Origin of the sequence: Microbacterium sp., from assembly GCF_031178445.1 — a bacterium.
Lineage (GTDB): Bacteria > Actinomycetota > Actinomycetes > Actinomycetales > Microbacteriaceae > Microbacterium.
Window position 1 is genome coordinate 1 of record NZ_JAPSIY010000008.1, and the last position, 20,105, is coordinate 20,105.

Consider the following 20,105-nt stretch of genomic DNA (forward strand, 5'->3'; position numbering starts at 1 on the left):
ACCGCATCGTCGTCGCCGACTCGCGCACCAAGCGCGATGGTCGCGTGATCGAGGAGATCGGCAAGTACCACCCCACCGAGGAGCCCTCGTTCATCGAGGTCGACTCCGAGCGTGCGCAGTACTGGCTGTCCGTGGGCGCTCAGCCCACCGAGCAGGTCACCGCTCTGCTGAAGATCACCGGCGACTGGGGCAAGTTCAAGGGCGACAAGGACGCGAAGTCCACTCTGAAGACCGCTGAGCCGAAGCAGGCGTTCGAGATCGACTCCGCGAAGAAGTCGGTCATCAAGCCGAAGGCAGAGAAGAAGGAGGAGGCTCCCGCTGCGGAGGCTCCTGCCGACGCTCCCGCCGAGGACGCAGCCGAGGCTGCGACCGACGCGGAGTAATCCGTCGTGCTCGCCGTCGCGCTCGAACACGTCGTCAAGGGGATCGTCGATCACCCTGAGGACGTCCGCATCACCGCATCCGCATCGCCCCGTGGCGATCTGCTAGAGGTGCACGTGCACCCGGATGACCGTGGTCGGGTGATCGGGCGCGGCGGCCGCACCGCCAAAGCGCTGCGGACGCTCATCTCCGCACTCGCCGACGGCCGCCGCGTCCGCGTCGACGTCGCGGACGACTGACGTGGCCGCCGAGAGGAATCAGCTCCGCGTCGGCCGCCTTCTCAAGGCGCATGGCCTCAAGGGCGCGTTGAAGCTCGAGCTGTACACCGACGCACCCGAGCGCCGCTTCGTTCCCGGCGCCGAATTCACCCTGCAGGTGCCCGAAGCCTCCAGCTGGCACGGCAAGACCCTCACCGTGCGTGAATACCGGGTGATGAACGGCAACTCCGTCGTCTTCTTCGAAGGGGTCGACGACCGCACCACGGCGGAGTCCCTCGTGCGAGCGATCCTGTGGGTCGACCAGGATGGCGAGTCCGAAGAGGACGCCTGGTACGACCACCAGCTCGTCGGCCTCGACGTCGTGCGCGACGACACCGTCATCGGCCGGCTGCTGCGCGTAGAGCACCTGCCGGCGCAGGATCTGCTGATCGTGAAGACCGAAGACCGCGAGGTCATGGTTCCGTTCGTGCAGGCGTTCGTGCCCACTGTCGATCCGGCCGCGGGACGCATCGTCATCACCCCGCCCGCCGGGCTCTTCGAAGAGCTGCCCGCCGACGACGCGCCGGATGCCGGGGGCGACGCGCCCGCTGCATCCGAATGACAGCTCGTTAGCATCGTCGCATGCGCATCGACGTCGTTTCGATCTTCCCGTCGTACTTCGACGGTCTGACGCTGTCACTGCTGGGCAAGGCGCAGAGCGCAGGCATCCTCGACCTTCGCGTGCGGGATCTGCGCGACTGGACGTTCGACCGTCACCGCACCGTGGACGACACCCCGTACGGCGGGGGAGCGGGCATGGTCATGAAGCCGGAGCCGTGGGGCCTCGCCCTCGACGAACTGGCCGAAACGGGCGATTCGGCCGGCGCGCGGCCCACCATCGTCTTCCCCTCGCCCGCAGGCGAGGTCTTCACCCAGGCGACGGCGCGGGAGCTCGCAACCCGTGAGCACCTCGTCTTCGGCTGCGGCCGCTACGAGGGCATCGACGAGCGCGTCTTCGAGTACGCCGCCACACTCGGCGAAGTGCGTCTGATCAGCCTGGGCGACTACGTGCTGAACGGGGGAGAGGTCGCCGTGATGGCGATGGTCGAGGCGATCGGAAGGCTGATCCCCGGCGTGGTGGGCAACCCGGAGAGCCTCATCGAGGAATCTCACGAGGACGGTCTGCTCGAGTACCCCTCGTACACCAAGCCTGCGCTCTGGCGTGAACGCGAGGTGCCTCCCGTGCTGCTCAGTGGCAATCACGGCGCGATCGCGTCCTGGCGCCGCGAACAGCAGCTGGAGCGCACCCGCACCCGACGACCCGACCTGCTGCCCGAGTAGTTGCGTCCCGGAGTTCCCAAGGGTCAGGTTCGCTCACGCTGCTGATCTCTGCTCGCGCTGCGGGTATGCACGGAGCGCGAGCAAAGAAGTGCAGCGCGACCGAAACCGCCCGCCGGGCGTGCCCCTGGCATCCGTTTCGCTCGCGCTCTCGCAGGAACGGCGAAGTACAGCGCGTACCGGACGGAAGGGCTCAGTCGACGCCGAGGAACGACCGGTCGGTGAGCACGATCGGCCCGTCGTCGGTGATGGCGACAGTGTGCTCCGAATGCGCTCCGCGGGAGCCGTCCGCGCTGCGCAGCGTCCAGCCGTCCGCGTCGGTGATCAGCTCGTCGGTGCTCTGGAGGAACCACGGTTCGAGTGCGAGCACGAGACCGGCGCGCAGCGGGAACCCGCGTCCCGCACGGCCCCAGTTGGGCACATGCGGGTCGCCGTGCATCGTGCGCCCGACACCGTGGCCGCCGAAGTCGGTGTTGATCGAGTAGCCGTCACCCTCTGCGACCTCCGCGATGGATGCCGAGATGTCGCCGATCCGGTTGCCGACCGTGGCCGCTCGGATCGCGGCATCCAGCGCCCGCTCGGTCGTGTCGATCAGCCGCAGATCTTCCTCGCGGGCGCTGCCGACGACGAAGGACACGGCGGAATCAGCCACCCAGCCGTCCACGGAGACGGCGAAGTCCAGTGAGACGAGATCGCCGTCACGAAGCGTGTAGTCGTGCGGCAGACCGTGCAGGACCGCATCGTTGATCGACGTGCAGATGACCTTGCCGAACGGGCCGTTGCCGAATGAGGGCGCGTAGTCGATGTAGCACGACTCGGCTCCGGCCTTGCGGATGAGATCGTGCGCGTGGCGGTCGATGGACAGCAGGTTCGTGCCGACCTTCGTGTCGTCGCGCAGGGTCGCCAGCGTCTCGGCCACGAAGCGGCCGGCGGCGCGCATCTCTTCGATCTCGGCGGGGGTGCGCAGTTCGATCATGTCGGGAGATCCTCTCGTCAGCATCCATTCTCCCCGATGCGCGATCTGCGGAAGCTCACAGCGAACTCAAGCGCCCGGCGCGAGCCTGCGGCGTACGATCGAAGCATGTGGTTGCGACAGGCGTTCTTCCGCTGGCTCCTGCCGGCCGCGTTCGTGCTGCCGCTGTGGATGCTCGTGGGCTGGGCGATCTTCGGCCAGAGCGGCTGGGCGCTTCTCTGGGTGCTGCTGATGGCTGTGCCCGCCGTCTTCTTCGGACAGCTGATCCTCACGCTGCTCACCCGCTCGAGGCCGTCGGTGCGTGCCGAGCGGGCCCTGTCGTGGTGGGACGTGGCCGGGTTCGGGCTGTGGCACGGGCTGACCATCGCGGTCGGTTTCTTCATCGATGGTGCTTTCGGTTGGTTGCTGACCGGAGCGATCATCGCCGGTGTCGCACTCATCTGGCTGCAGCTGTGGCAGCTCTGGAACGAGGCGCGCGGGAGCGGTGCACGCATCCGCGAGACGATCGTCTGGTCATCGAAACCCGCGGCCGACAGTGGCGACCGTCGCCGTGCTCCTGAGGTGGTCGTGATCGAGGAGTTCCGCTCCCGGGACTGACTCACCACCGCTTTTGGTGTGGTGCGCGGTTCGTGGCAGAATGGGCTCTTGTGCCGTGAACCGGCTCTGCCTCAGGGGAGCTCACGGACGCACTGCGCGCCGTTCGGCACACACCCGTTCTTGTTCCTTTGAATCATGCACCCGACCTGTGGCGAGTGCAGAGAGAGACGATCATGCAGATCCTCGACGCCGTCGACGCGGCTTCGCTCCGTTCCGACATTCCTGTCTTCAACCCCGGTGACACCGTCAAGGTGCACGTGAACATCACCGAGGGCAGCCGCTCGCGTATCCAGGTCTTCCAGGGTGTCGTCATCGCTCGTCAGGGCGACGGCGTCCGCGAGACCTTCACCGTGCGCAAGATCAGCTTCCAGGTCGGCGTCGAGCGCACGTTCCCCGTGCACTCGCCGGTGATCGACCACATCGAGGTCGTCACACGCGGCGACGTGCGCCGCGCCAAGCTCTACTACCTGCGCAACCTGCGCGGCAAGAAGGCGAAGATCAAGGAGAAGCGCGAGAACTGACTCGCAGCAGGCTTCACGAGAACCCCGGACACACCACGGTGTGCCGGGGTTCTCTGGTTCGTGCCGTCATGTGCGAACCTGGTATCTGCCGCCATGCGCGGCACGCTCGACCGACAGGATGCAGATGACGACAGAAGCCGCTGACCAAGCCTCTCCGCCGAAGCGGCACCGCAGTCTTCTCGTGTTCCTGCGCGATGTGCTCGTGATCATCCTGATCGCGGCGCTGGTGTCGTTCGTGGTCAAGTCGTTCGTGGTCCGCTCGTTCTACATCCCGTCCGGCTCCATGGAGCGCACGCTGCTGGTAAACGACCGTATCCTCGTGGACGAGCTGACTCCGCGGTGGGCGGGGTACGAGCGCGGCGACGTGGTCGTCTTCAAGGATCCGGGTGGCTGGTTGCCTCCGGCTCCGCAGACGCCGGCCCGGCCTCCGCTCGTCGAGGCCGTCGACTGGGTACTCACCTTCGTCGGGATCTCGGCGACAGACTCCCAGGACCACCTCGTCAAACGGGTGATCGGCGTACCCGGTGACCATGTGGTCTGCTGCAACGCGCTCGGCCAGGTCACGGTCAACGGCGCACCCATCGACGAGCTGTCGTATCTCAATCTCCCCGACGGCGACACGGCGGCCTCCAACGCAGACTTCGATGTCACCGTGCCCGACGACGCGATCTGGGTCATGGGGGACAACCGCGATCGCTCACAGGACTCCAGAGCGCACCAGGACCTGCCCGGTGGTGGCTTCGTTCCGCTGGAGAACGTCGTCGGCCGCGCTTTCCTGACGACCTGGCCACTGGACAGATTCGGACTGATCGACACCCGCGACGGGGTGTACAGGGACGTGCCGGAGGCCGAATGACGGTCGTCGCCCCCCGACTCACGCTGGAGAGGTCGCTGCTCAAGGAGTTCGACCTGATCATCGCGCTCGACGAGGTGGGACGCGGAGCACTGGCCGGCCCGGTTGCCGTGGGCGCGGCTGTGATCGATGCCGCCGGCGCTCGCAGACGAGTGCCCGAGGGCCTGCGGGATTCGAAGCTGATCACCGAGAAACGGCGGCCCGCCATGGCCGAGCGCGCCCGCGGATGGGTACTCCATTCCGGGGTGGGGTGGGCGACCGCCGCCGAGATCGACGACGTCGGCATCATGAAGGCGCTCGGACTCGCTGCGTCCCGTGCGGTGCAGACGGTGGTGGATGACGGGGTGAGCCTGGAGCGGACGCTGGTCATCCTCGATGGCAATCACGACTACGTGTCGCGTGTGCATCCGGCTCCGCTGCTGGTGCGCCCGGTGATCAAAGCCGACCGCGACTGCGCGTCGGTGTCAGCGGCCTCGGTCATCGCCAAGGTCGCGCGTGACACCTTGATGGCTTCACTGCACGATGAGCATCCCGCATATCAGTGGGAACGGAACAAGGGCTACGCGAGCCTGGAGCATCGGCAGGCGATCCTCGAGCTCGGACTGTCGCCGTTCCACCGTTCGTCGTGGGCCATCGCCGGCGCACCGACCCTGTTCTGACTCCTGCGTCGGTGCTCATAGGATGGAGTCATCATGGATGAGGACTTCGACGAATACGACCGCGAGCTCGAGCTCGCGCTGTTCCGCGAATACCGCGATGTGGTCTCGCAGTTCCAGTATGTCGTCGAGACGGAGCGCCGCTTCTACCTCGCCAACGAGGTGAACGTGGTGCGCCGCGACACCGAGCACGACTTCTACTTCGAGATATCGATGAACGACGTGTGGGTGTGGGACATCTATCGCGCCGATCGGTTCGTCAAGGCCGTGCGCGTTCTCACTTTCAAGGACGTCAACGTCGAGGAGCTGCAGCGCCGCGAGTTCGAGCTGCCGGAGGAGCTCTCGCTCGACGGCAAGTGAGCCACGAGCGCTCATTCGCTCTGCACATGCACCGCTCTCGGCGTTCTCTCCACATGGGCCGTGACCAGCGCCTCGCTGTGCCCGTCGCGTGCCGCAGGCTGTCGGCATGGCTGCGAAAGACGACTTCGGAAGAGCGGGGGAGCAGCGCGCCGTCGAGCACCTGACCTCCCGTGGTTACGCGATACTCGACCGCAACTGGCGGTGTGCGGCGGGCGAGATCGACATCGTCGCGCAGCTCGAGAGGTCGCTGTGCTTCGTCGAGGTGAAGACGCGCCGTAGCGAGCTCTACGGGCACCCGTTCGAAGCCATCGACGACCGCAAGCGTCGGCGTCTCTGGCGGCTCGCGTTCGCGTGGGCGCAGGCGCACCCTGACCAGGCGAGGAACCGGACGCTGCGCCTGGAAGCCGTCGGCCTGACCGGAACGGATGCCGCGACAGCGCGGCTCGAGCATCTCGTGGACCTGCTGTGAGCACGGCACGCACGTGGGCCGTCGCGCTGACCGGCGTCGACGGGCACATGGTCGAGATCGAGGCCGACTTCTCGAACCAGACGCCCGACTTCAAGATCATCGGGCTGCCGGACAAATCGTTGGGCGAGGCCGTGCAGCGCGTGCACAACGCCTGCGCCAACGCCGGCCTGGATGTTCCACGCCGAAGGCTGACGGTCAATCTCTCACCAGCGAGCTTGCCCAAACACGGATCCGGGTTCGATCTCGGTATCGCGGTCGCGACGCTGGCTGCCGGAGGCGCCCTGCCATCTCGTGCGATCCGCTCCACCGTGCACATCGGCGAGCTCGGACTCGACGGGAGACTGCGCCCCGTCGCCGGAGTCCTCCCGGCCGTCTACGCCGCGGCGCGGGCGGGGTTCGAGCGGGTCGTCGTGCCACACGCCAACGGGCCGGAGGCCCGGCTCGTACCCGGGATCGAGGTGCGCACGGCAGCCTCCCTCGCCGAGGTGGCAGCCGCCCATGGTGCGGAGGTGGAGGTCGACGATGTCGAGCCAGTGCAGGGTCCGCAGCGGACAACTGCAGCAGAGGATGCTCTCGATCTGGGCGACGTCGTCGGCCAGGACGAGGCGGTGGAGGCGCTCATCGTGGCCGCTGCCGGCGGGCACCACCTGATGCTCAGCGGTCCGCCCGGTGCGGGCAAGACGATGCTCGCGCGGCGGCTCCCGGGAATCCTGCCGACTCTCGACGAGCGACAGGCTCTGGAGGTCGCTGCGATCCGCTCGCTGTCCGGAGAACCCGTGACGAGCCTCGACCCGGTCCCTCCGTTCGAAGCTCCGCACCACAGCGCGTCGGCGGCGGCACTGGTCGGCGGCGGATCGCGCGTCGTGCGCCCCGGCGCCATCGTGCGTGCGCACCGCGGAGTGCTGTTCCTCGACGAGACCCCGGAGTTCCAGCGGGTCGCCCTCGATGCGCTCAGACAACCGCTCGAATCCGGGCGTATCGAAGTGCACCGTACGGGCTTCACCGCCAGCTTCCCCGCCCGGTTCCAGCTCGTCCTGGCCATGAACCCCTGTCCGTGCGGCAACTACGGCGTGCGCGGCGCGGAGTGCACCTGTCCGCCCATCGCGATCCGCCGTTACGCCGGACGTCTCTCCGGGCCCCTGAGAGATCGCATCGACATCGACCTTCAGGTCGCGCGCGTCGCCGCATCCCGAGCGACGTCGGGTGAGCGGTCCGCGGTGTCTTCGGACATCGCCAGGGCGCGGGTGAACGCGGCGCGCGAAGCGGCGGAGGAGCGCTGGCGTCATTCTCCGTGGCAGTTGAACGGCGAGGTGCCGGGGGCACGGCTTCGGCAAGGTGCGCTGCGTCTCCCTCCCGCCGTGCGCGGTCCGCTGGATCGGGCTCTGGAACGTGGCGTGCTCACGCTGCGCGCTTATGACCGCGTACTCCGACTGGCCTGGACGATGGCCGATCTCGCCGGTCTCACATCGCCCGGCGCAGGTGAGATCGGGCGTGCGCTCTTTCTGAAGAAGGGACTGCTGGCATGACTGCGACGAGAGCGCACCGCGCCGTGCTCGATGCTGAGGTACTGCGCGCCGCGGCGCTGCTGCGGCCGGATGAGGATGCCGTCCAGGTGGCGGCGCGGGCCGCCTGGACGGTGCTCGTGGAGCCCGGCGACGGTGTCGCGGGCACACTCATCGCCGCGTACGGCCCGGTCGAGGCGCTCGAGCTGGCAATGTCCGACAGCTCGTTGCTGCCGGACATCGGCGACGCGAAGGCGATGTCCGAGGCGAGGGCGCGGTGGAGGCCGAGGGCGGATCCGCGTGCGGTCGCCGATGCGCTGCACGGGTGCCGGGAGGTGGGAGGACGGATGCTCCTGCCGGGAGATCCGGATTGGCCGATCGCCCTGGACGATCTCGGACCGCACGCGCCCATCGCCCTTTGGGTGCGGGGCGGAGCGGAGGCTCTCACGGCCGACCGCTCGGTGTCGATCGTCGGCGCTCGCGCGGCGACGCCCTATGGTGAGACGGCCGCCGCGGAGCTGGCGGGGGATCTCGCCGCGGACGGCACGGTCGTGGTCTCGGGCGGTGCCTACGGCATCGACGGCGCGGCGCATCGGGCAGCGCTCGGCGCGGGCGGTCAGACGGTGGCCTTCCTGGCCGGCGGGGTGGACCGCGCGTATCCGATCGGACATCAGCAGCTGTTCGACAGAATCCGCGGCAACGGTGCGGTGCTGAGCGAGGTCCCCTGCGGCGCGGCGCCGACGAAATGGCGGTTTCTGCAGCGGAACAGACTCATCGCGGCAGCCGGGCTCGCCACGGTCGTCGTCGAAGCGGGCTGGCGCAGTGGTTCGCTGAACACCGCCGGTCACGCCTCCAGCCTCGGCCGGCCGCTCGGCGCCGTTCCCGGTCCGATCAGTTCGGCCGCCTCCGCCGGCTGCCACCGGCTGCTGCGCGAGTACGACGCCATCTGCGTCACCAACGCCGAGGAAGTACGGGAGCTCTGGGGCGGAGGCGGACGAGTACTCGATCCCACTCCGGCCGAGGACCCCGATCGCCGGCGTCTTCTCGACGCCCTCAGCGACCGGACGCCGCTCACCCCCGAGGAACTCGCGCGACGCACAGGCCTCCCGACCGAGCGCGTACGAGGACTGCTCGGTCTGCTCGGGGTCGAAGGCGCGGCCCGTAGTCACGACTCAGGGTGGATCGGTCAGACCCGGCGGTGAGGGACGCCGCTCAGACCAGACGGTAGCCGACGCCGCGCACGGTCTCGATGCGCTCGGCGCCGAGCTTCTGCCGCAGATACCCGATGTACACGTCCGCGACGTTCGAGCCCGGGTCGAAGTCGTACCCCCACACGCGGCTCAGCAGCTGTTCCCGGCTGAGCACCTGACCGGCGTGGCGCAACAGCTCCTCGGCGAGAGCGAACTCGCGCGCCGAGAGCTCGACAGCGTGGTCGCGGATCCGTGCGCGCCGGGTCCGGACGTCGAGATGCAGACCGCCGTGTGTCAGCTCGGGCGCTGACGTCGCGTCCTCGCGCCGCATGCGGATGCGGATCCGGGCCAGGAGCTCGTCGAAGCGGAAGGGCTTGCCGAGGTAGTCGTCGGCGCCGCCTTCCAATCCCGCGATCGTGTCGCGCAACTCGACACGCGCGGTCAGCATGATCACCGGGAGGCGAGAGCCCGATCCGCGCAGCTGCTCCAGTACCTGGAACCCGTCGAAGCCGGGCAGATTGACATCCAGCACCAGCAGATCGAACTCATCGGTCAGAGCAAGCTGCAGCGCCTGCGGACCCGTCGCCGCGACGCAGGTCGCGAAACCGGCGGCGCGAAGGCCCTTCTCGACGAAGCCGGAGATCCGAGGCTCGTCGTCCGCGATGAGAATCGATGCCATCAGCTCAAGTCCCTTCGGACGGTCGGCAGTGGTGGGCGTGGTGGAATCAGAACGCCGTTCGGGAGTCGCGCGGCGGGCGCCGACCCACGCGGCACACGCAGTGTGAAGACGGCACCGCCGTCGTCGGCGTCCGTCACCCGCACGGATCCGCCATGCGCGCGTGCGATGACCTGCACGATGTTCAGCCCCAGGCCGCTGCTGCCGCGCACGGGCGCGCCGGCCCCGCGGTGAAAACGGTCGAAGATGCTGTCCTTCTCGTCATCCGGTACGCCTGCGCCGAAATCACGCACCCACAGTTCGATGTGATCCGCATCGGAACTGCCGCCGATCTCCAGTCGTCCTCCGCCGTGCGTGATCGCGTTCTGCGCGAGCTGCAGCATCGCCTGGGTGATGCGGGGCGCATCCAGTGCCGCGACGCCATCGGGTGTCGATGCCAGGACGACATCGGCGCCCACGATGCCCTCGGCCTTCCGTCCGATCTGCTGAAGGAGATCCGAGACATCCACGGGCGCAAGCTGCACCGGCCGTGGTCCGTGCAGCGCCGCAGCGCCGGCGAGATCCTGCACGAGCTGCCCCATGCGGTCCAACTCGTCCACGGCGAGCGCCCGTGTGTCGCGGGCGTCCTCGGGGTCGGCGGGGTCCATGACCTCAAGGTGACCGCGAACGATCGTGATCGGCGTCTTGAGTTCGTGGCCCACATCGCTCAGCAGCTGACGTTGCGAATCCAGCGCGTCGTCCAGACGGTCCAGCATCGCGTTCATGGTCCGCGCGAGGTCGGCGACATCATCATTGCCCACGACTGGAATCCGCTCCTGCAGCGAGTGCCCCGAGACGCGGTTGGCCGTCTCACGCATGTGCCGCAGCGGACGCAGCAGCCGCGTCGCGACGATCGTGCTCGTCGCTGCGATGACCGCCAGGGCGATCATCGAAGCGAGCAGGAAGATCTGCGCCGTGGCGTCGAACTCCGCTAGTTCCGCGTCGAGGTCGTACACCATCAGGAAGACGACGTCCTTCGGCGCGGGCGATCCTTCGACCAGGATCGGCGCGGCGAGATAACGCCAGGTGACCCCGCGCTCCGCATACGTGCCGATGATCGGCTCGTCGCCGGAGAGCTCCTCATGCACGTATGACGCGAAGGCGGTCGCATCGCTCAGATCGACGTCGAGCCGCACACCCGGCACCATGCTGATCGCCCCGTCGATCATCCCGGCGGCGCCCGTGTTGTCATCGGGGCTCATGCGCTCGACGACAGCACGCAGTGCGGCGGAGGAGGACGGCCACGGCGACGGATCGGTCGTCTCGGCGCCCATGGCTTCTCCTTCCGCGACGATGAAGCGCGCGGACTCCAGATTGTCGAGCAGCCGTGCGTTCACCTGATCCAGGCTGGTCTGCCGCTCGACGATGTACACCGAGACGCCGACAGCCATCAGGCCGAGCGCGGCGACGGCCGTGATCGCGGCCACGAGCCGGGTGCGAACGGACACCGGGAGGCGATGACGGCGCGGTGCGCGCCCGGTGTCTGTCATGAGACCAGTATCTCCAGCCTCCCGCGGCCGAACCCGCTCCCTAAGAGAGGTCTCATCCTGTTCACGCCCGCCACATGGTGGAATCGAAGGATGCCGCAGGTCATGAACGCGCCGCAGCCGCAGTTGGACGCGACTGCCGAAGGGGCCCTGCTCGTCGATGCCCTCGGTGACCTTCCCGCGCATCTCATCAGCCGCGAGCCGCTCGGGTACGGATCCGTCGCGGGCTTCCGCGTGCAGGACACCCTGCCGGAGCAGACGTACTTCGTGGATACATCGCAGCTGGGCGTCGCCGCCGAAACCGGGCTGACCATGGGTGATGATCCGCGTCGTCCGCAGGCCCGCATCTGGCTTCACCCCGCTGACCCGCATCTGCCCGCACTCGCAGCCTCGGCGTTCGCGCACTCGTCGCAACTCCTGCTGAGCCGCCTCGGCATCGAGGCCACGGGCCCCACGGAGTTCGTCGCCTACCGACCGGGGCGGCGCGGTGTGCTGCGAGTGGCCGCCGTCGACGGTCCCGTCTGGATCAAGGTCGTGCGCCCCCGCCGCATCCGCCGGATCGTGGAGGCCCACCGCGCGTGCGCCGAGGCAGGGCTCCCCGTTCCTGAGATGCTCGGATGGTCGGCCGACGGGCTGCTCGTCCTGGCCGATGCCGCGGGCGCTCCCGCGACGAATGCGGAGTGGACACCACGACTGCTGGTCGAGCAGGTCGCTCGACTCAGTGAAGCGATCGACGCCGTGACCTGGGCTGCGCCGGCGCGGTCGATCGTCAACCGGCTCGAGTGGTATGAGACGCGCAGCGGTCCGGAGGGCCGGATGCTGGCAGAGCGCATCCGCGCTGCTCTCACCCGTGCCGGCGAGACGGAGCCCCGGGTCGTCCACGGCGACCTGCACTTCGGTCAGCTCTTCCTCTCCGATGGACGCATTTCCGGGCTGATCGACGTCGACACTCTCGGTGTGGGAGATCCTGCCGAGGATCCGGCTGCGTTCATCGGTCACGCGATCGCCAGCGCGCGCCTGAGTAGCGCTGGCGATCGTCAGCGCGTGCTGGCGCTCGCGGAAGCGGCGATGCGGCACTGGGGGATGACAGGACGAGTCGCCGAATACGGTGCGATCCATCTGCTGGGCTATTCGGTCACCGCACGCGATCTGGGCGACCGGACTGCGCAATCCCAGCTGCTGCGTGCCGCGGGTGTGGTTCTCGACGGACGAGGCGCAACCGAGGCTAAGAACGCCCTCATGAAGATTTTCGAGAGCGTTTAGACGGCGGCGACAGGATGAGATGCATCCCGGTGAACCGCCGGGTGCGGAGAGTATCGGAGGAATCAGCATGAGTGCGAAGAGATGGATCGCCTACGGTGTCACGGGCCTGGTCGGCGTCGGCGTGCTCGCCGGCGGAGCGGCTGCGACCGCCAGCACGATGGACCTGCAGACCACGAACGGGACTGTGCTCCCGGGCGGGGCGGTCACGAACCGCGGTGACGTGCTGGACGTCGCCACGGTGAAGCTGCAGCAGACGGACACGTCGGTGACCGTGGTGAGCGCCCCTTCGGCCGCCACTGTGGCCTCGGCCGCGTCTGCGGCGTCGCCGACGACGCCCGCCAGCCCCGCATCGGCTCAGAGCCCCGCGTCCACGCCCAGCCCGGCGTCCACGCCGAGCCCGGCGTCTGCCCCGAGCACGGCGTCGGTTCCGAGCCCGGCGACCGCGCCGTCCGCAGCCTCGGTCGTCTCGGCAGCCTCTGACTGAGGCCATCGGCGCCCTCTGACCGAGGGCTATGCACGAAGCCGCTCTGGAGCCACGCGCCCCAGAGCGGCTTCGTCTCCGGCGGGGCGCGGCGCTCTGGGCGTCACGCACGCCATGCTGGAGGGGTGCAGCTCGAAGCCGCCGCGGAGGCGTTCACGACGTATCTGACGCAGGTGCGTCGACTTTCGGCGGCCACCGTGCGCGCCTATCGCACCGATCTGCGCGACCTGCTGCGTAGCGCCGGCGATGTGGAGCTGGGCGAGATCGACCTCGAAGTCCTCCGTGAGTGGATGTGGACGGCGACGCAGCGTGGGGACGCCAGGAGTACGCTGGCGCGTCGTGCCGCCGCGGCGCGCTCGTTCTTCACGTGGGCGAAGGACGAGGCGCTGATCACCGCCGACCCGAGCGTGCGCCTGGTCACCCCTCGTCGAAGCCGCAGCCTGCCGACGGTCGCCTCAGCGGAGGGCATGCGCGCACTGCTGGACGCGCAGAGATCCGCCGCCGCCGACGGCGATCCCGTCGCACTGCGGGACCACGCCATCCTGGAGCTCCTCTACGGTTCGGGCATACGCGTATCGGAATTGTGCGGCATCGACATCGACGATCTCGATCTCGACCGCGCCACCGTGCGCGTCATCGGGAAGGGCTCGAAGGAGAGGGTCGTGCCCTTCGGCGTCCCCGCCCGCGTAGCCGTCTCGGGTTATGTGACCCGTGCGCGTCCGGTGTTCACCGCTCGCGGAGGCTCGGGACCGGCGGTGTTCCTCGGAACGCGGGGAGCACGGATCGGACCACGAACGGTCTACGCCCTGGTGGCCCGGGTTCTCGCACCGATCGTCGGAGCCGACACGGTCGGCCCCCACGCGCTCCGGCACTCTGCCGCGACCCACCTGCTCGATGGGGGCGCAGACCTGCGCGCCGTCCAGGAGATCCTGGGGCACGCCAGCCTCGGTACGACGCAGATCTACACGCACGTGTCATCGGAGCGCCTGGTCTCGACGTATCGTCTCGCCCACCCGCGCGCCTGACCCCGTCCGCCCGCCTCACGTGCATGGGTGGTCCGACGCGCCACATTGCCGGTGCGCTCACTCGCAGCATGGCAGCAGAACGGCCCGTGGCGGGGTGCCGAACAGCGGCCGCGGATTCAGATACTCGCCGTGCAGACGAACCCCGACGTGCAGGGTTCCAAGTGTCGTGTGCCCGCCCGCTGCGACGTCGCCGATCACGCCGCCGGCTTCGACCCTCTCACCGGGGGAGAGCTCTGTGCGCACCGGCTCCAGCGTCGTGACGAATCCCGCACCGTGGTCGATCGTGAGCAGTGGCCTGTCGACGACCTGCCCCGCGAACGCGATCACCCCGTCGGCCGGCGCCTGGACCTGCGCTCCCGGCGCGGCGACGACATCCATACCCCGATGCCCTGGTCCGTAGTCGTGGGCAGGCGCCTGGAAGGGCTCCGCCACCGTGCGCGGCCCGTCGACCGGCCAGCGCCAGGGAAACCCGGGCGCCTCCTCTGCGGTTGCGGCCGCAGCTGCAGCCGGCGCCGGCGGGGAGTGCGCGAGCAACGGCTCGGCGGGAGCGGCCGAGACGGCCGAGGCGGGCAGGACCGAGCACAGCAGCGCCGTCAAAGGCACGATGACGGCGGCCGTCGTCCGCCTGCGGCCACCGCGACCGCCATCAGGAAGGGTCCTGTGTTCCATCGCCATGCCACGAACCTCGCAGCATCGCACCGGGCGCGGTGACGATGATCCGCAGCCGGTGGAGAACTCCTCGCGAACCGCGCGCTGTGCACAGCGTCGACGGTGCGCTCTCAGTCCGCTTCCGACCACGTGCGTCCTGTACACTGGTCGATGCACCTCGACTTCGAGGTGACTACGCGTGCCCATTGCGACTCCGGTCGCGGCATCCACTCCCACAGGTCTCTCTCACGAGGGCGGGTGTGCGCCGGGCGCCAGGACTCCGATCACCCGATCGGCGTGAGAACCTCAACGGCGCGAATGCGTCAGAACCAGGAGAAGACCATGGCTGTGGTCACCATCCGCCAGCTGCTCGACAGCGGCGTGCACTTCGGACACCAGACGCGTCGCTGGAACCCGAAGGTGAAGCGCTTCATCCTCACCGAGCGCAGCGGCATCCACATCATCGACCTGCAGCAGTCGCTGTCGTACATCGACAAGGCCTACGACTTCGTCAAGGAGACCGTCGCCCGCGGCGGCACCATCCTCTTCGTCGGCACCAAGAAGCAGGCGCAGGAGATCCTCGCCGAGCAGGCCACGCGCGTCGGCCAGCCGTTCGTCAACCAGCGCTGGCTGGGCGGTCTGCTGACCAACTTCTCGACCATCGCGAAGCGTCTGGCTCGCATGAAGGAGCTCGAGGAGCTCGACTACGAGAACCCCGCCGCGTCCGGCTTCACCAAGAAGGAGCTGCTGCTCAAGAAGCGCGAGCTCGACAAGCTGCACAAGTCGCTGGGCGGCATCCGTAACCTCTCGAAGACGCCGTCGGCGCTGTGGGTCGTCGACGCCAAGCGCGAGCACCTTGCCATCGACGAGGCCAAGAAGCTCGGCATCCCGGTGATCGGCATCCTCGACACGAACGCCGACCCGGACGACTTCCAGTACCCGATCCCCGGCAACGACGACGCGATCCGCTCGGTCTCGCTGCTGACGCGCATCATCGCCGACGCCGCCGCCGAGGGCCTGCAGCAGAAGCACAACCCCGAGTCGGGCGACGCCGAGCCGCTGGCCGAGTGGGAGAAGGAGCTGCTCGAGCAGGGCTCCGACGCACCGGCCGAGGCAGCCACCGAGACTCCGGCCGAGGCTGAGGCTCCCGCTGAGGTTCCGGCCGCCGACGCAGAGGCACCCGCCGAGGCTGAGGCTCCGGCCGAGGCCGACGCCAAGTAAGCCAAACGCACCCACACGCACAGATACGAAGCAAGGAGCCACCACACATGGCCAACTTCACCATCGCCGACATCAAGGCGCTGCGTGAGCAGCTCGGCACCGGAATGGTCGACACCAAGAAGGCGCTGGAAGAGGCTGACGGCGACGTCGCGAAGGCGACCGAGATCCTCCGTCTCAAGGGAGCGAAGGGCAATGCGAAGCGTGCCGATCGCTCCACCAGCGAGGGCCTGGTCGTCGCCCGCGAGCAGGATGGCGCTGTCACGCTGATCGAGCTCGCCTGCGAGACCGACTTCGTCGCCAAGAACGAGCGATTCATCGCGCTGGCAGACAAGGTCGCCGACGCCGTCGCGACCGTCGGTGCCGACTCGGTGGAAGCCGCTCTCGCCGCTCCGGCGGGCGAGCAGACGGTCGAGCAGCTGATCTCGGACGAGGCTGCGATCATCGGCGAGAAGGTCGAGCTGCGTCGCGTTCGCACCGTCAAGGGCGAGGGTCTCGCGGTCTACCTGCACCGCACCAGCAAGGACCTGCCGCCGCAGATCGGCGTCGTCGTCGCCTACACCGGCGCTGACGCTGACACTGCGCGCAGCATCGCCCAGCACATCTCGTTCGCCAACCCGTCCTACCTCACGCGTGAGGACGTTCCGGCTGACGAGGTCGAGAAGGAGCGCGAGATCGTCACGGAGATTTCCCGCAACGAGGGCAAGCCCGAGGCGGCCCTGCCGAAGATCGTCGAGGGCCGTGTGTCCGCGTTCTTCAAGCAGGTCGCCCTCCTCGAGCAGGACTACGCCAAGGACAACAAGCTGTCCGTCGGCCAGGTCGCGAAGGACGCCGGCATCGCCGTGACCGACTTCGCGCGCTTCAAGGTCGGCGCGTAACGACGGCAAGGGGGTTCGGATCGCATGATCCGGACCCCCTTCTTCATGCCCTGAAGGCACTATCTTGAATCGGGACGAGAGGAAACCCATGACCGAACGAACCGGACGCCGTCGCGTCCTGCTCAAGCTCTCCGGCGAAGCATTCGGCGGCGGCCAGCTCGGCGTCAACCCCGACGTCGTGAGCCAGATCGCACGCGACATCGCGGCCGCCGTAGAACGGGTCGAGATCGCCATCGTCGTCGGCGGGGGCAACTTCTTCCGCGGAGCGGAACTCAGCCAGCGCGGCATGGACCGGGGTCGCGCCGATTACATGGGCATGCTCGGCACGGTGATGAACGCTCTCGCGCTGCAGGACTTCCTCGAGCAGGCAGGAGCCGCCACCCGCGTGCAGTCCGCCATCTCGATGACGCAGGTGGCCGAGCCCTACATCCCGCTGCGCGCCGAGCGCCACATGGAGAAGGGCCGCGTCGTGATCTTCGGCGCCGGCGCCGGCCTGCCGTACTTCTCGACCGACACCGTCGCGGCCCAGCGCGCCCTTGAGATCGGCGCCCAGGAGGTCCTCGTGGCCAAGAACGGTGTGGACGGGGTCTACACCGCCGACCCGAACAAGGACGCCACCGCGGAGCGCATCGAGCGAGTCACCTACCGCGAAGCGCTGCAGAAGGGTCTGCGCGTGGTCGACTCGACCGCCTTCAGCCTCTGCATGGACAACAACATGGACATGCGCGTCTTCGGTATGGAACCGGCCGGGAACGTCACCCGCGCTCTGCTCGGAGATCCGATAGGCACGCTCGTCACCGCCTGAGCGCGCCAGCGCTCGGCGCCGATGCGCCGACGGATAGAATTGCTGAAACCCCTGACGTAAGGAGCCCCCGTGATCGCGGATGTCCTCGCTGAAACCACTGCACGCATGACACGCGCGGTCGAAGCCGCCAAGGAGGATTTCGCAACGGTCCGCACCGGGCGTGCGAACCCTCAGCTGTTCCAGAAGCTGATGGTCGACTACTACGGCTCGCCGACCCCGCTGGCGCAGCTCGCTTCGATGGCCAACCCGGAGGCGCGCTCGCTGCTCATCACCCCTTACGACAAGTCGGCTCTCAAGGCGATCGAGCAGGCGATCCGCGACATGCCCAACCTCGGAGCCAACCCGACCAATGACGGCAACGTCGTTCGCGTGACGATGCCGGAGCTCACCCAGGAGCGCCGCAAGGAGTACGTGAAGCTCGTGCGCTCGAAGGGCGAGGACGCGAAGGTGCACGTCCGTGGCATCCGCCGCAAGGCGAAGGACGAGCTCGATGCGCTCAAGGCGGAGATCGGCGAGGACGAGATCGCCCGTGGCGAGAAGGAGCTCGATGCCCTGACCCGCCAGCACGTCGACCTCATCGACGACGCGCTGAAGCGCAAAGAGGCCGAGCTCCTCGAGGTCTGAACCGGATGTCTGGCGACAGCAGCGGCACCGGCGATCGCCCGCGAACCCGGCGCGAGGCCAGGGCGGGCGATCAGCCGACGCGTCGACGGGACGAGGACGCGCCGGAACCGGCCACCGCGCCCACGTCGGCGACAACGGCGGAGGGCGGGGCGGCGACGGATGCCGAGGACGTGGTGACCCCCGTGCGGGGGATCCGACTCGAAGGAATCGCTCCGGCTCCGGCTGCACCCCGCCCGCTTGACGACGCGGCCTTCCCCGCGTTCGACGCCGCGCAGGTGCCGCCGCGCCCGCCGCTGCCCGGCCACGAGGGCCGCCACGCCGTCCCGGATCCGTCAGCGCACCACGGCCGGCTCGGCACTGCGGATCACAGCGCGATCCGCGAGCAGTGGCGAGCCGCCAGAGGCGAGCTCGAGGGTCACGTCTCGCACGCCCGGGACCAGTTCGAACAGGCCAACGAGCGCATCAAACAGCGCACAGGGCGCGATCTCATCGTCGCCATCCTCATCGGCGTCGGCTTCGGGCTCGTGCTGCTTGCCTCGCTGCTGTTCATCAAGGAGCTCTTCATCCCGATCGCGGTGGCGGTCGCCATGCTCGGCACCTATGAGCTGAGCAGGGCGCTGCGCGCGGGAGGCCGACGGGTGGACGTCGTCGCGCAGCTGATCGCCGCGGCCGTCGTCGTGCTCACGGGCTACTTCGCCGAACTGTGGCTGAGCTGGGTCGTGCTGTTCGCCGCAACATCCTTCGTGGCGGTCTGGCGGATGATCGGGCAGATGATCGCGAAGGACGGCCGCACCTACGGCGATGTGCTCGCCGACGTCATGATCGGCGCGTTCGTACAGGTGTACGTGCCCTTCCTCACCTCGGTGGCGCTGATGCTGCTCAACCGCGATCGCGGTGAGCTGTGGGTGCTGTCGTTCATCATCATCGCCGTAGTCGCGGACACCGCGGCCTACGCCTCGGGCCTCGCGTTCGGCAAACATCCGATGGCGCCGCGCATCAGCCCCAAGAAGACCTGGGAGGGTTTCGGGGGAGCGGTGCTGGGCTCCGTTCTGGCGGGCGCCCTGCTGGCCGTCTTCCTGTTGCAGCTGCCGTGGTGGTGCGGACTGGTGCTCGGCATCTCGATCCTGATCTCCGCCACTCTCGGCGACCTCGGGGAGTCGATGCTCAAGCGCGATCTCGGGATCAAGGACATGAGCTCCTGGCTCCCCGGGCACGGCGGCCTGCTGGACCGGCTCGACAGCATCCTGCCCTCGACCATCCCCGCGCTGGCGCTCTCGCTCCTGCTCACCCCCTGGACGGTGTCATGATGACCGACGCAGATCTCGACGCCCTCGCCATGAAGGCGGAGCGTCCGCCCGCGTTCCCCCTGACCAGCGGCCGCCAGAAGGGCTACCATCGCGCGGCGGTCGACACGTTCCTGGAGTCGGCGCGCGCTGCATTCGAGAACGAGCGCGCCGATTTCAGCGCCGATGACGTGCGCGTCGCGTCCTTCCCGCTCGTGCGGAACGGGTACGTCGTGACGGACGTGGATGCGGCGCTGGGACGCGTGGAGGACGCATTCGCGGCGCGCGCACGCGAGCAGGCCGTGCGCACGCTCGGCGTGGAGGCATGGGTCGCCAGGGCCCGGGAGGAGGCTCAGGTCATCCTGGATCATCTCGGACGGCCCGCCGGGCACCGCTTCGACCGCACCGGAATCCTCACCTTCGGCTACCGGGTCGACGAGGTCGATCATGTCGCCGAGCGCATTTCCGCATTCCTGCGCGACGGCGAGGAGCTCACAGTGGAGCAGGTGCGATCAGCCGCATTCCGGATGCAGCGCGGCGGCTACCGCGAGGAGCAGGTCGACGCGCTCCTCGACGCAACCGTCGAGGTGATGCTGGCCGTCCGGTGAGTTCTCATGGATGTTTCAGCGACCTCTGCGTAG

25 protein-coding genes are annotated in these 20,105 nt (G+C 68.5%); 21 read left to right on the top strand and 4 right to left on the bottom strand.

What is annotated here, in order from left to right; translation table 11 throughout:
- From rpsP to trmD, 4 genes are all read left to right on the top strand, one after another.
- Window positions 1–383: 30S ribosomal protein S16 (rpsP, locus tag RIN43_RS11830; RefSeq protein WP_309129133.1), on the top strand; the 383-nt coding region annotated here is incomplete at its 5' end.
- Between the two features lie 6 nt (window positions 384–389).
- A complete protein-coding gene (locus RIN43_RS11835) occupies window positions 390–620 on the top strand; it encodes an RNA-binding protein (RefSeq protein ID WP_309129134.1) in 231 nt (76 codons plus the stop codon).
- A gap of 1 nt (window position 621) precedes the next feature.
- Entirely contained in the window at window positions 622–1,200 is a 579-nt protein-coding gene (gene rimM, locus RIN43_RS11840) for a ribosome maturation factor RimM (RefSeq protein WP_309129135.1), read from the top strand.
- A 20-nt stretch (window positions 1,201–1,220) separates the two neighbouring features.
- Complete coding sequence (gene trmD, locus RIN43_RS11845) at window positions 1,221–1,919, top strand: tRNA (guanosine(37)-N1)-methyltransferase TrmD (RefSeq protein ID WP_309129136.1); 699 nt, start codon at window positions 1,221–1,223, stop codon at window positions 1,917–1,919.
- Between the two features lie 190 nt (window positions 1,920–2,109).
- Here the strand turns inward: trmD and map are convergent, their stop codons facing one another.
- A complete protein-coding gene (gene map / locus RIN43_RS11850) occupies window positions 2,110–2,892 on the bottom strand; it encodes a type I methionyl aminopeptidase (RefSeq protein ID WP_309129137.1) in 783 nt (260 codons plus the stop codon).
- Between the two features lie 105 nt (window positions 2,893–2,997).
- On the opposite strand from map, the gene RIN43_RS11855 reads away from it, so the two are divergent.
- From RIN43_RS11855 to dprA, 8 genes are all read left to right on the top strand, one after another.
- Window positions 2,998–3,486: an MFS transporter permease gene (locus RIN43_RS11855; RefSeq protein WP_309129138.1), complete on the top strand. Its 489-nt coding sequence runs from the start codon at window positions 2,998–3,000 to the stop codon at window positions 3,484–3,486.
- Between the two features lie 173 nt (window positions 3,487–3,659).
- Window positions 3,660–4,007, top strand: coding sequence for a 50S ribosomal protein L19 (gene rplS, locus RIN43_RS11860; RefSeq protein WP_309129139.1), 348 nt, complete (start codon window positions 3,660–3,662; stop codon window positions 4,005–4,007).
- Between the two features lie 124 nt (window positions 4,008–4,131).
- Window positions 4,132–4,863 carry a signal peptidase I gene (lepB, locus tag RIN43_RS11865; protein ID WP_309129140.1) on the top strand — a complete coding sequence of 244 codons (732 nt, stop codon included), beginning with the start codon at window positions 4,132–4,134 and terminating at the stop codon, window positions 4,861–4,863.
- Window positions 4,860–5,519: a ribonuclease HII gene (locus RIN43_RS11870; protein ID WP_309129141.1), complete on the top strand. Its 660-nt coding sequence runs from the start codon at window positions 4,860–4,862 to the stop codon at window positions 5,517–5,519. The genes lepB and RIN43_RS11870 overlap by 4 nt, the downstream gene beginning before the upstream one ends.
- 33 nt (window positions 5,520–5,552) lie before the next feature.
- A complete protein-coding gene (locus tag RIN43_RS11875; protein ID WP_309129142.1) occupies window positions 5,553–5,876 on the top strand; it encodes a DUF2469 family protein in 324 nt (107 codons plus the stop codon).
- Between the two features lie 106 nt (window positions 5,877–5,982).
- Window positions 5,983–6,345 carry a YraN family protein gene (locus RIN43_RS11880; protein WP_309129143.1) on the top strand — a complete coding sequence of 121 codons (363 nt, stop codon included), beginning with the start codon at window positions 5,983–5,985 and terminating at the stop codon, window positions 6,343–6,345.
- The gene (locus RIN43_RS11885; protein ID WP_309129144.1) at window positions 6,342–7,871 is read left to right on the top strand and encodes a YifB family Mg chelatase-like AAA ATPase; all 1,530 of its coding nucleotides are present in this window, start codon (window positions 6,342–6,344) and stop codon (window positions 7,869–7,871) included. The genes RIN43_RS11880 and RIN43_RS11885 overlap by 4 nt, the downstream gene beginning before the upstream one ends.
- Window positions 7,868–9,049, top strand: coding sequence for a DNA-processing protein DprA (dprA, locus tag RIN43_RS11890; RefSeq protein ID WP_309129145.1), 1,182 nt, complete (start codon window positions 7,868–7,870; stop codon window positions 9,047–9,049). The genes RIN43_RS11885 and dprA overlap by 4 nt, the downstream gene beginning before the upstream one ends.
- A 10-nt stretch (window positions 9,050–9,059) precedes the next feature.
- On the opposite strand, the gene RIN43_RS11895 is transcribed toward dprA, so the two are convergent.
- Window positions 9,060–9,716 (bottom strand): response regulator transcription factor, encoded by a 657-nt coding sequence (locus RIN43_RS11895; protein WP_309129146.1) that lies wholly within the window; start codon window positions 9,714–9,716, stop codon window positions 9,060–9,062.
- Window positions 9,716–11,242 carry a HAMP domain-containing sensor histidine kinase gene (locus RIN43_RS11900; RefSeq protein ID WP_309129147.1) on the bottom strand — a complete coding sequence of 509 codons (1,527 nt, stop codon included), beginning with the start codon at window positions 11,240–11,242 and terminating at the stop codon, window positions 9,716–9,718. Before RIN43_RS11900 ends, RIN43_RS11895 begins: the two co-directional genes overlap by 1 nt.
- 102 nt (window positions 11,243–11,344) lie before the next feature.
- Here RIN43_RS11900 and RIN43_RS11905 point away from each other — a divergent pair, with 102 nt between their 5' ends.
- From RIN43_RS11905 to RIN43_RS11915, 3 genes are all read left to right on the top strand, one after another.
- A complete protein-coding gene (locus RIN43_RS11905; protein ID WP_309129148.1) occupies window positions 11,345–12,502 on the top strand; it encodes a phosphotransferase in 1,158 nt (385 codons plus the stop codon).
- A gap of 67 nt (window positions 12,503–12,569) precedes the next feature.
- Entirely contained in the window at window positions 12,570–12,986 is a 417-nt protein-coding gene (locus tag RIN43_RS11910; protein ID WP_309129149.1) for a hypothetical protein, read from the top strand.
- 122 nt (window positions 12,987–13,108) lie between these two features.
- Entirely contained in the window at window positions 13,109–14,008 is a 900-nt protein-coding gene (locus tag RIN43_RS11915; protein WP_309129150.1) for a tyrosine recombinase XerC, read from the top strand.
- A 57-nt stretch (window positions 14,009–14,065) separates the two neighbouring features.
- On the opposite strand, the gene RIN43_RS11920 is transcribed toward RIN43_RS11915, so the two are convergent.
- Window positions 14,066–14,683 carry a M23 family metallopeptidase gene (locus tag RIN43_RS11920; protein WP_309129151.1) on the bottom strand — a complete coding sequence of 206 codons (618 nt, stop codon included), beginning with the start codon at window positions 14,681–14,683 and terminating at the stop codon, window positions 14,066–14,068.
- A 315-nt stretch (window positions 14,684–14,998) separates the two neighbouring features.
- Here RIN43_RS11920 and rpsB point away from each other — a divergent pair, with 315 nt between their 5' ends.
- The 6 genes from rpsB (at window position 14,999) to RIN43_RS11950 (ending at window position 20,072) form a co-directional block, all read left to right on the top strand.
- Complete coding sequence (gene rpsB, locus RIN43_RS11925; protein WP_309129152.1) at window positions 14,999–15,877, top strand: 30S ribosomal protein S2; 879 nt, start codon at window positions 14,999–15,001, stop codon at window positions 15,875–15,877.
- 47 nt (window positions 15,878–15,924) lie between these two features.
- The gene (gene tsf, locus RIN43_RS11930) at window positions 15,925–16,752 is read left to right on the top strand and encodes a translation elongation factor Ts (RefSeq protein WP_309129153.1); all 828 of its coding nucleotides are present in this window, start codon (window positions 15,925–15,927) and stop codon (window positions 16,750–16,752) included.
- A gap of 88 nt (window positions 16,753–16,840) precedes the next feature.
- Window positions 16,841–17,557, top strand: coding sequence for a UMP kinase (pyrH, locus tag RIN43_RS11935; protein ID WP_309129154.1), 717 nt, complete (start codon window positions 16,841–16,843; stop codon window positions 17,555–17,557).
- A 69-nt stretch (window positions 17,558–17,626) separates the two neighbouring features.
- On the top strand, window positions 17,627–18,181 hold the full coding sequence (gene frr, locus RIN43_RS11940; protein WP_309129155.1) for a ribosome recycling factor: 555 nt from the start codon (window positions 17,627–17,629) through the stop codon (window positions 18,179–18,181).
- Between the two features lie 5 nt (window positions 18,182–18,186).
- Entirely contained in the window at window positions 18,187–19,488 is a 1,302-nt protein-coding gene (locus RIN43_RS11945; RefSeq protein WP_309129156.1) for a phosphatidate cytidylyltransferase, read from the top strand.
- Window positions 19,488–20,072 carry a DivIVA domain-containing protein gene (locus RIN43_RS11950; RefSeq protein ID WP_309129157.1) on the top strand — a complete coding sequence of 195 codons (585 nt, stop codon included), beginning with the start codon at window positions 19,488–19,490 and terminating at the stop codon, window positions 20,070–20,072. The genes RIN43_RS11945 and RIN43_RS11950 overlap by 1 nt, the downstream gene beginning before the upstream one ends.
- Window positions 20,073–20,105: the final 33 nt, after the last annotated feature.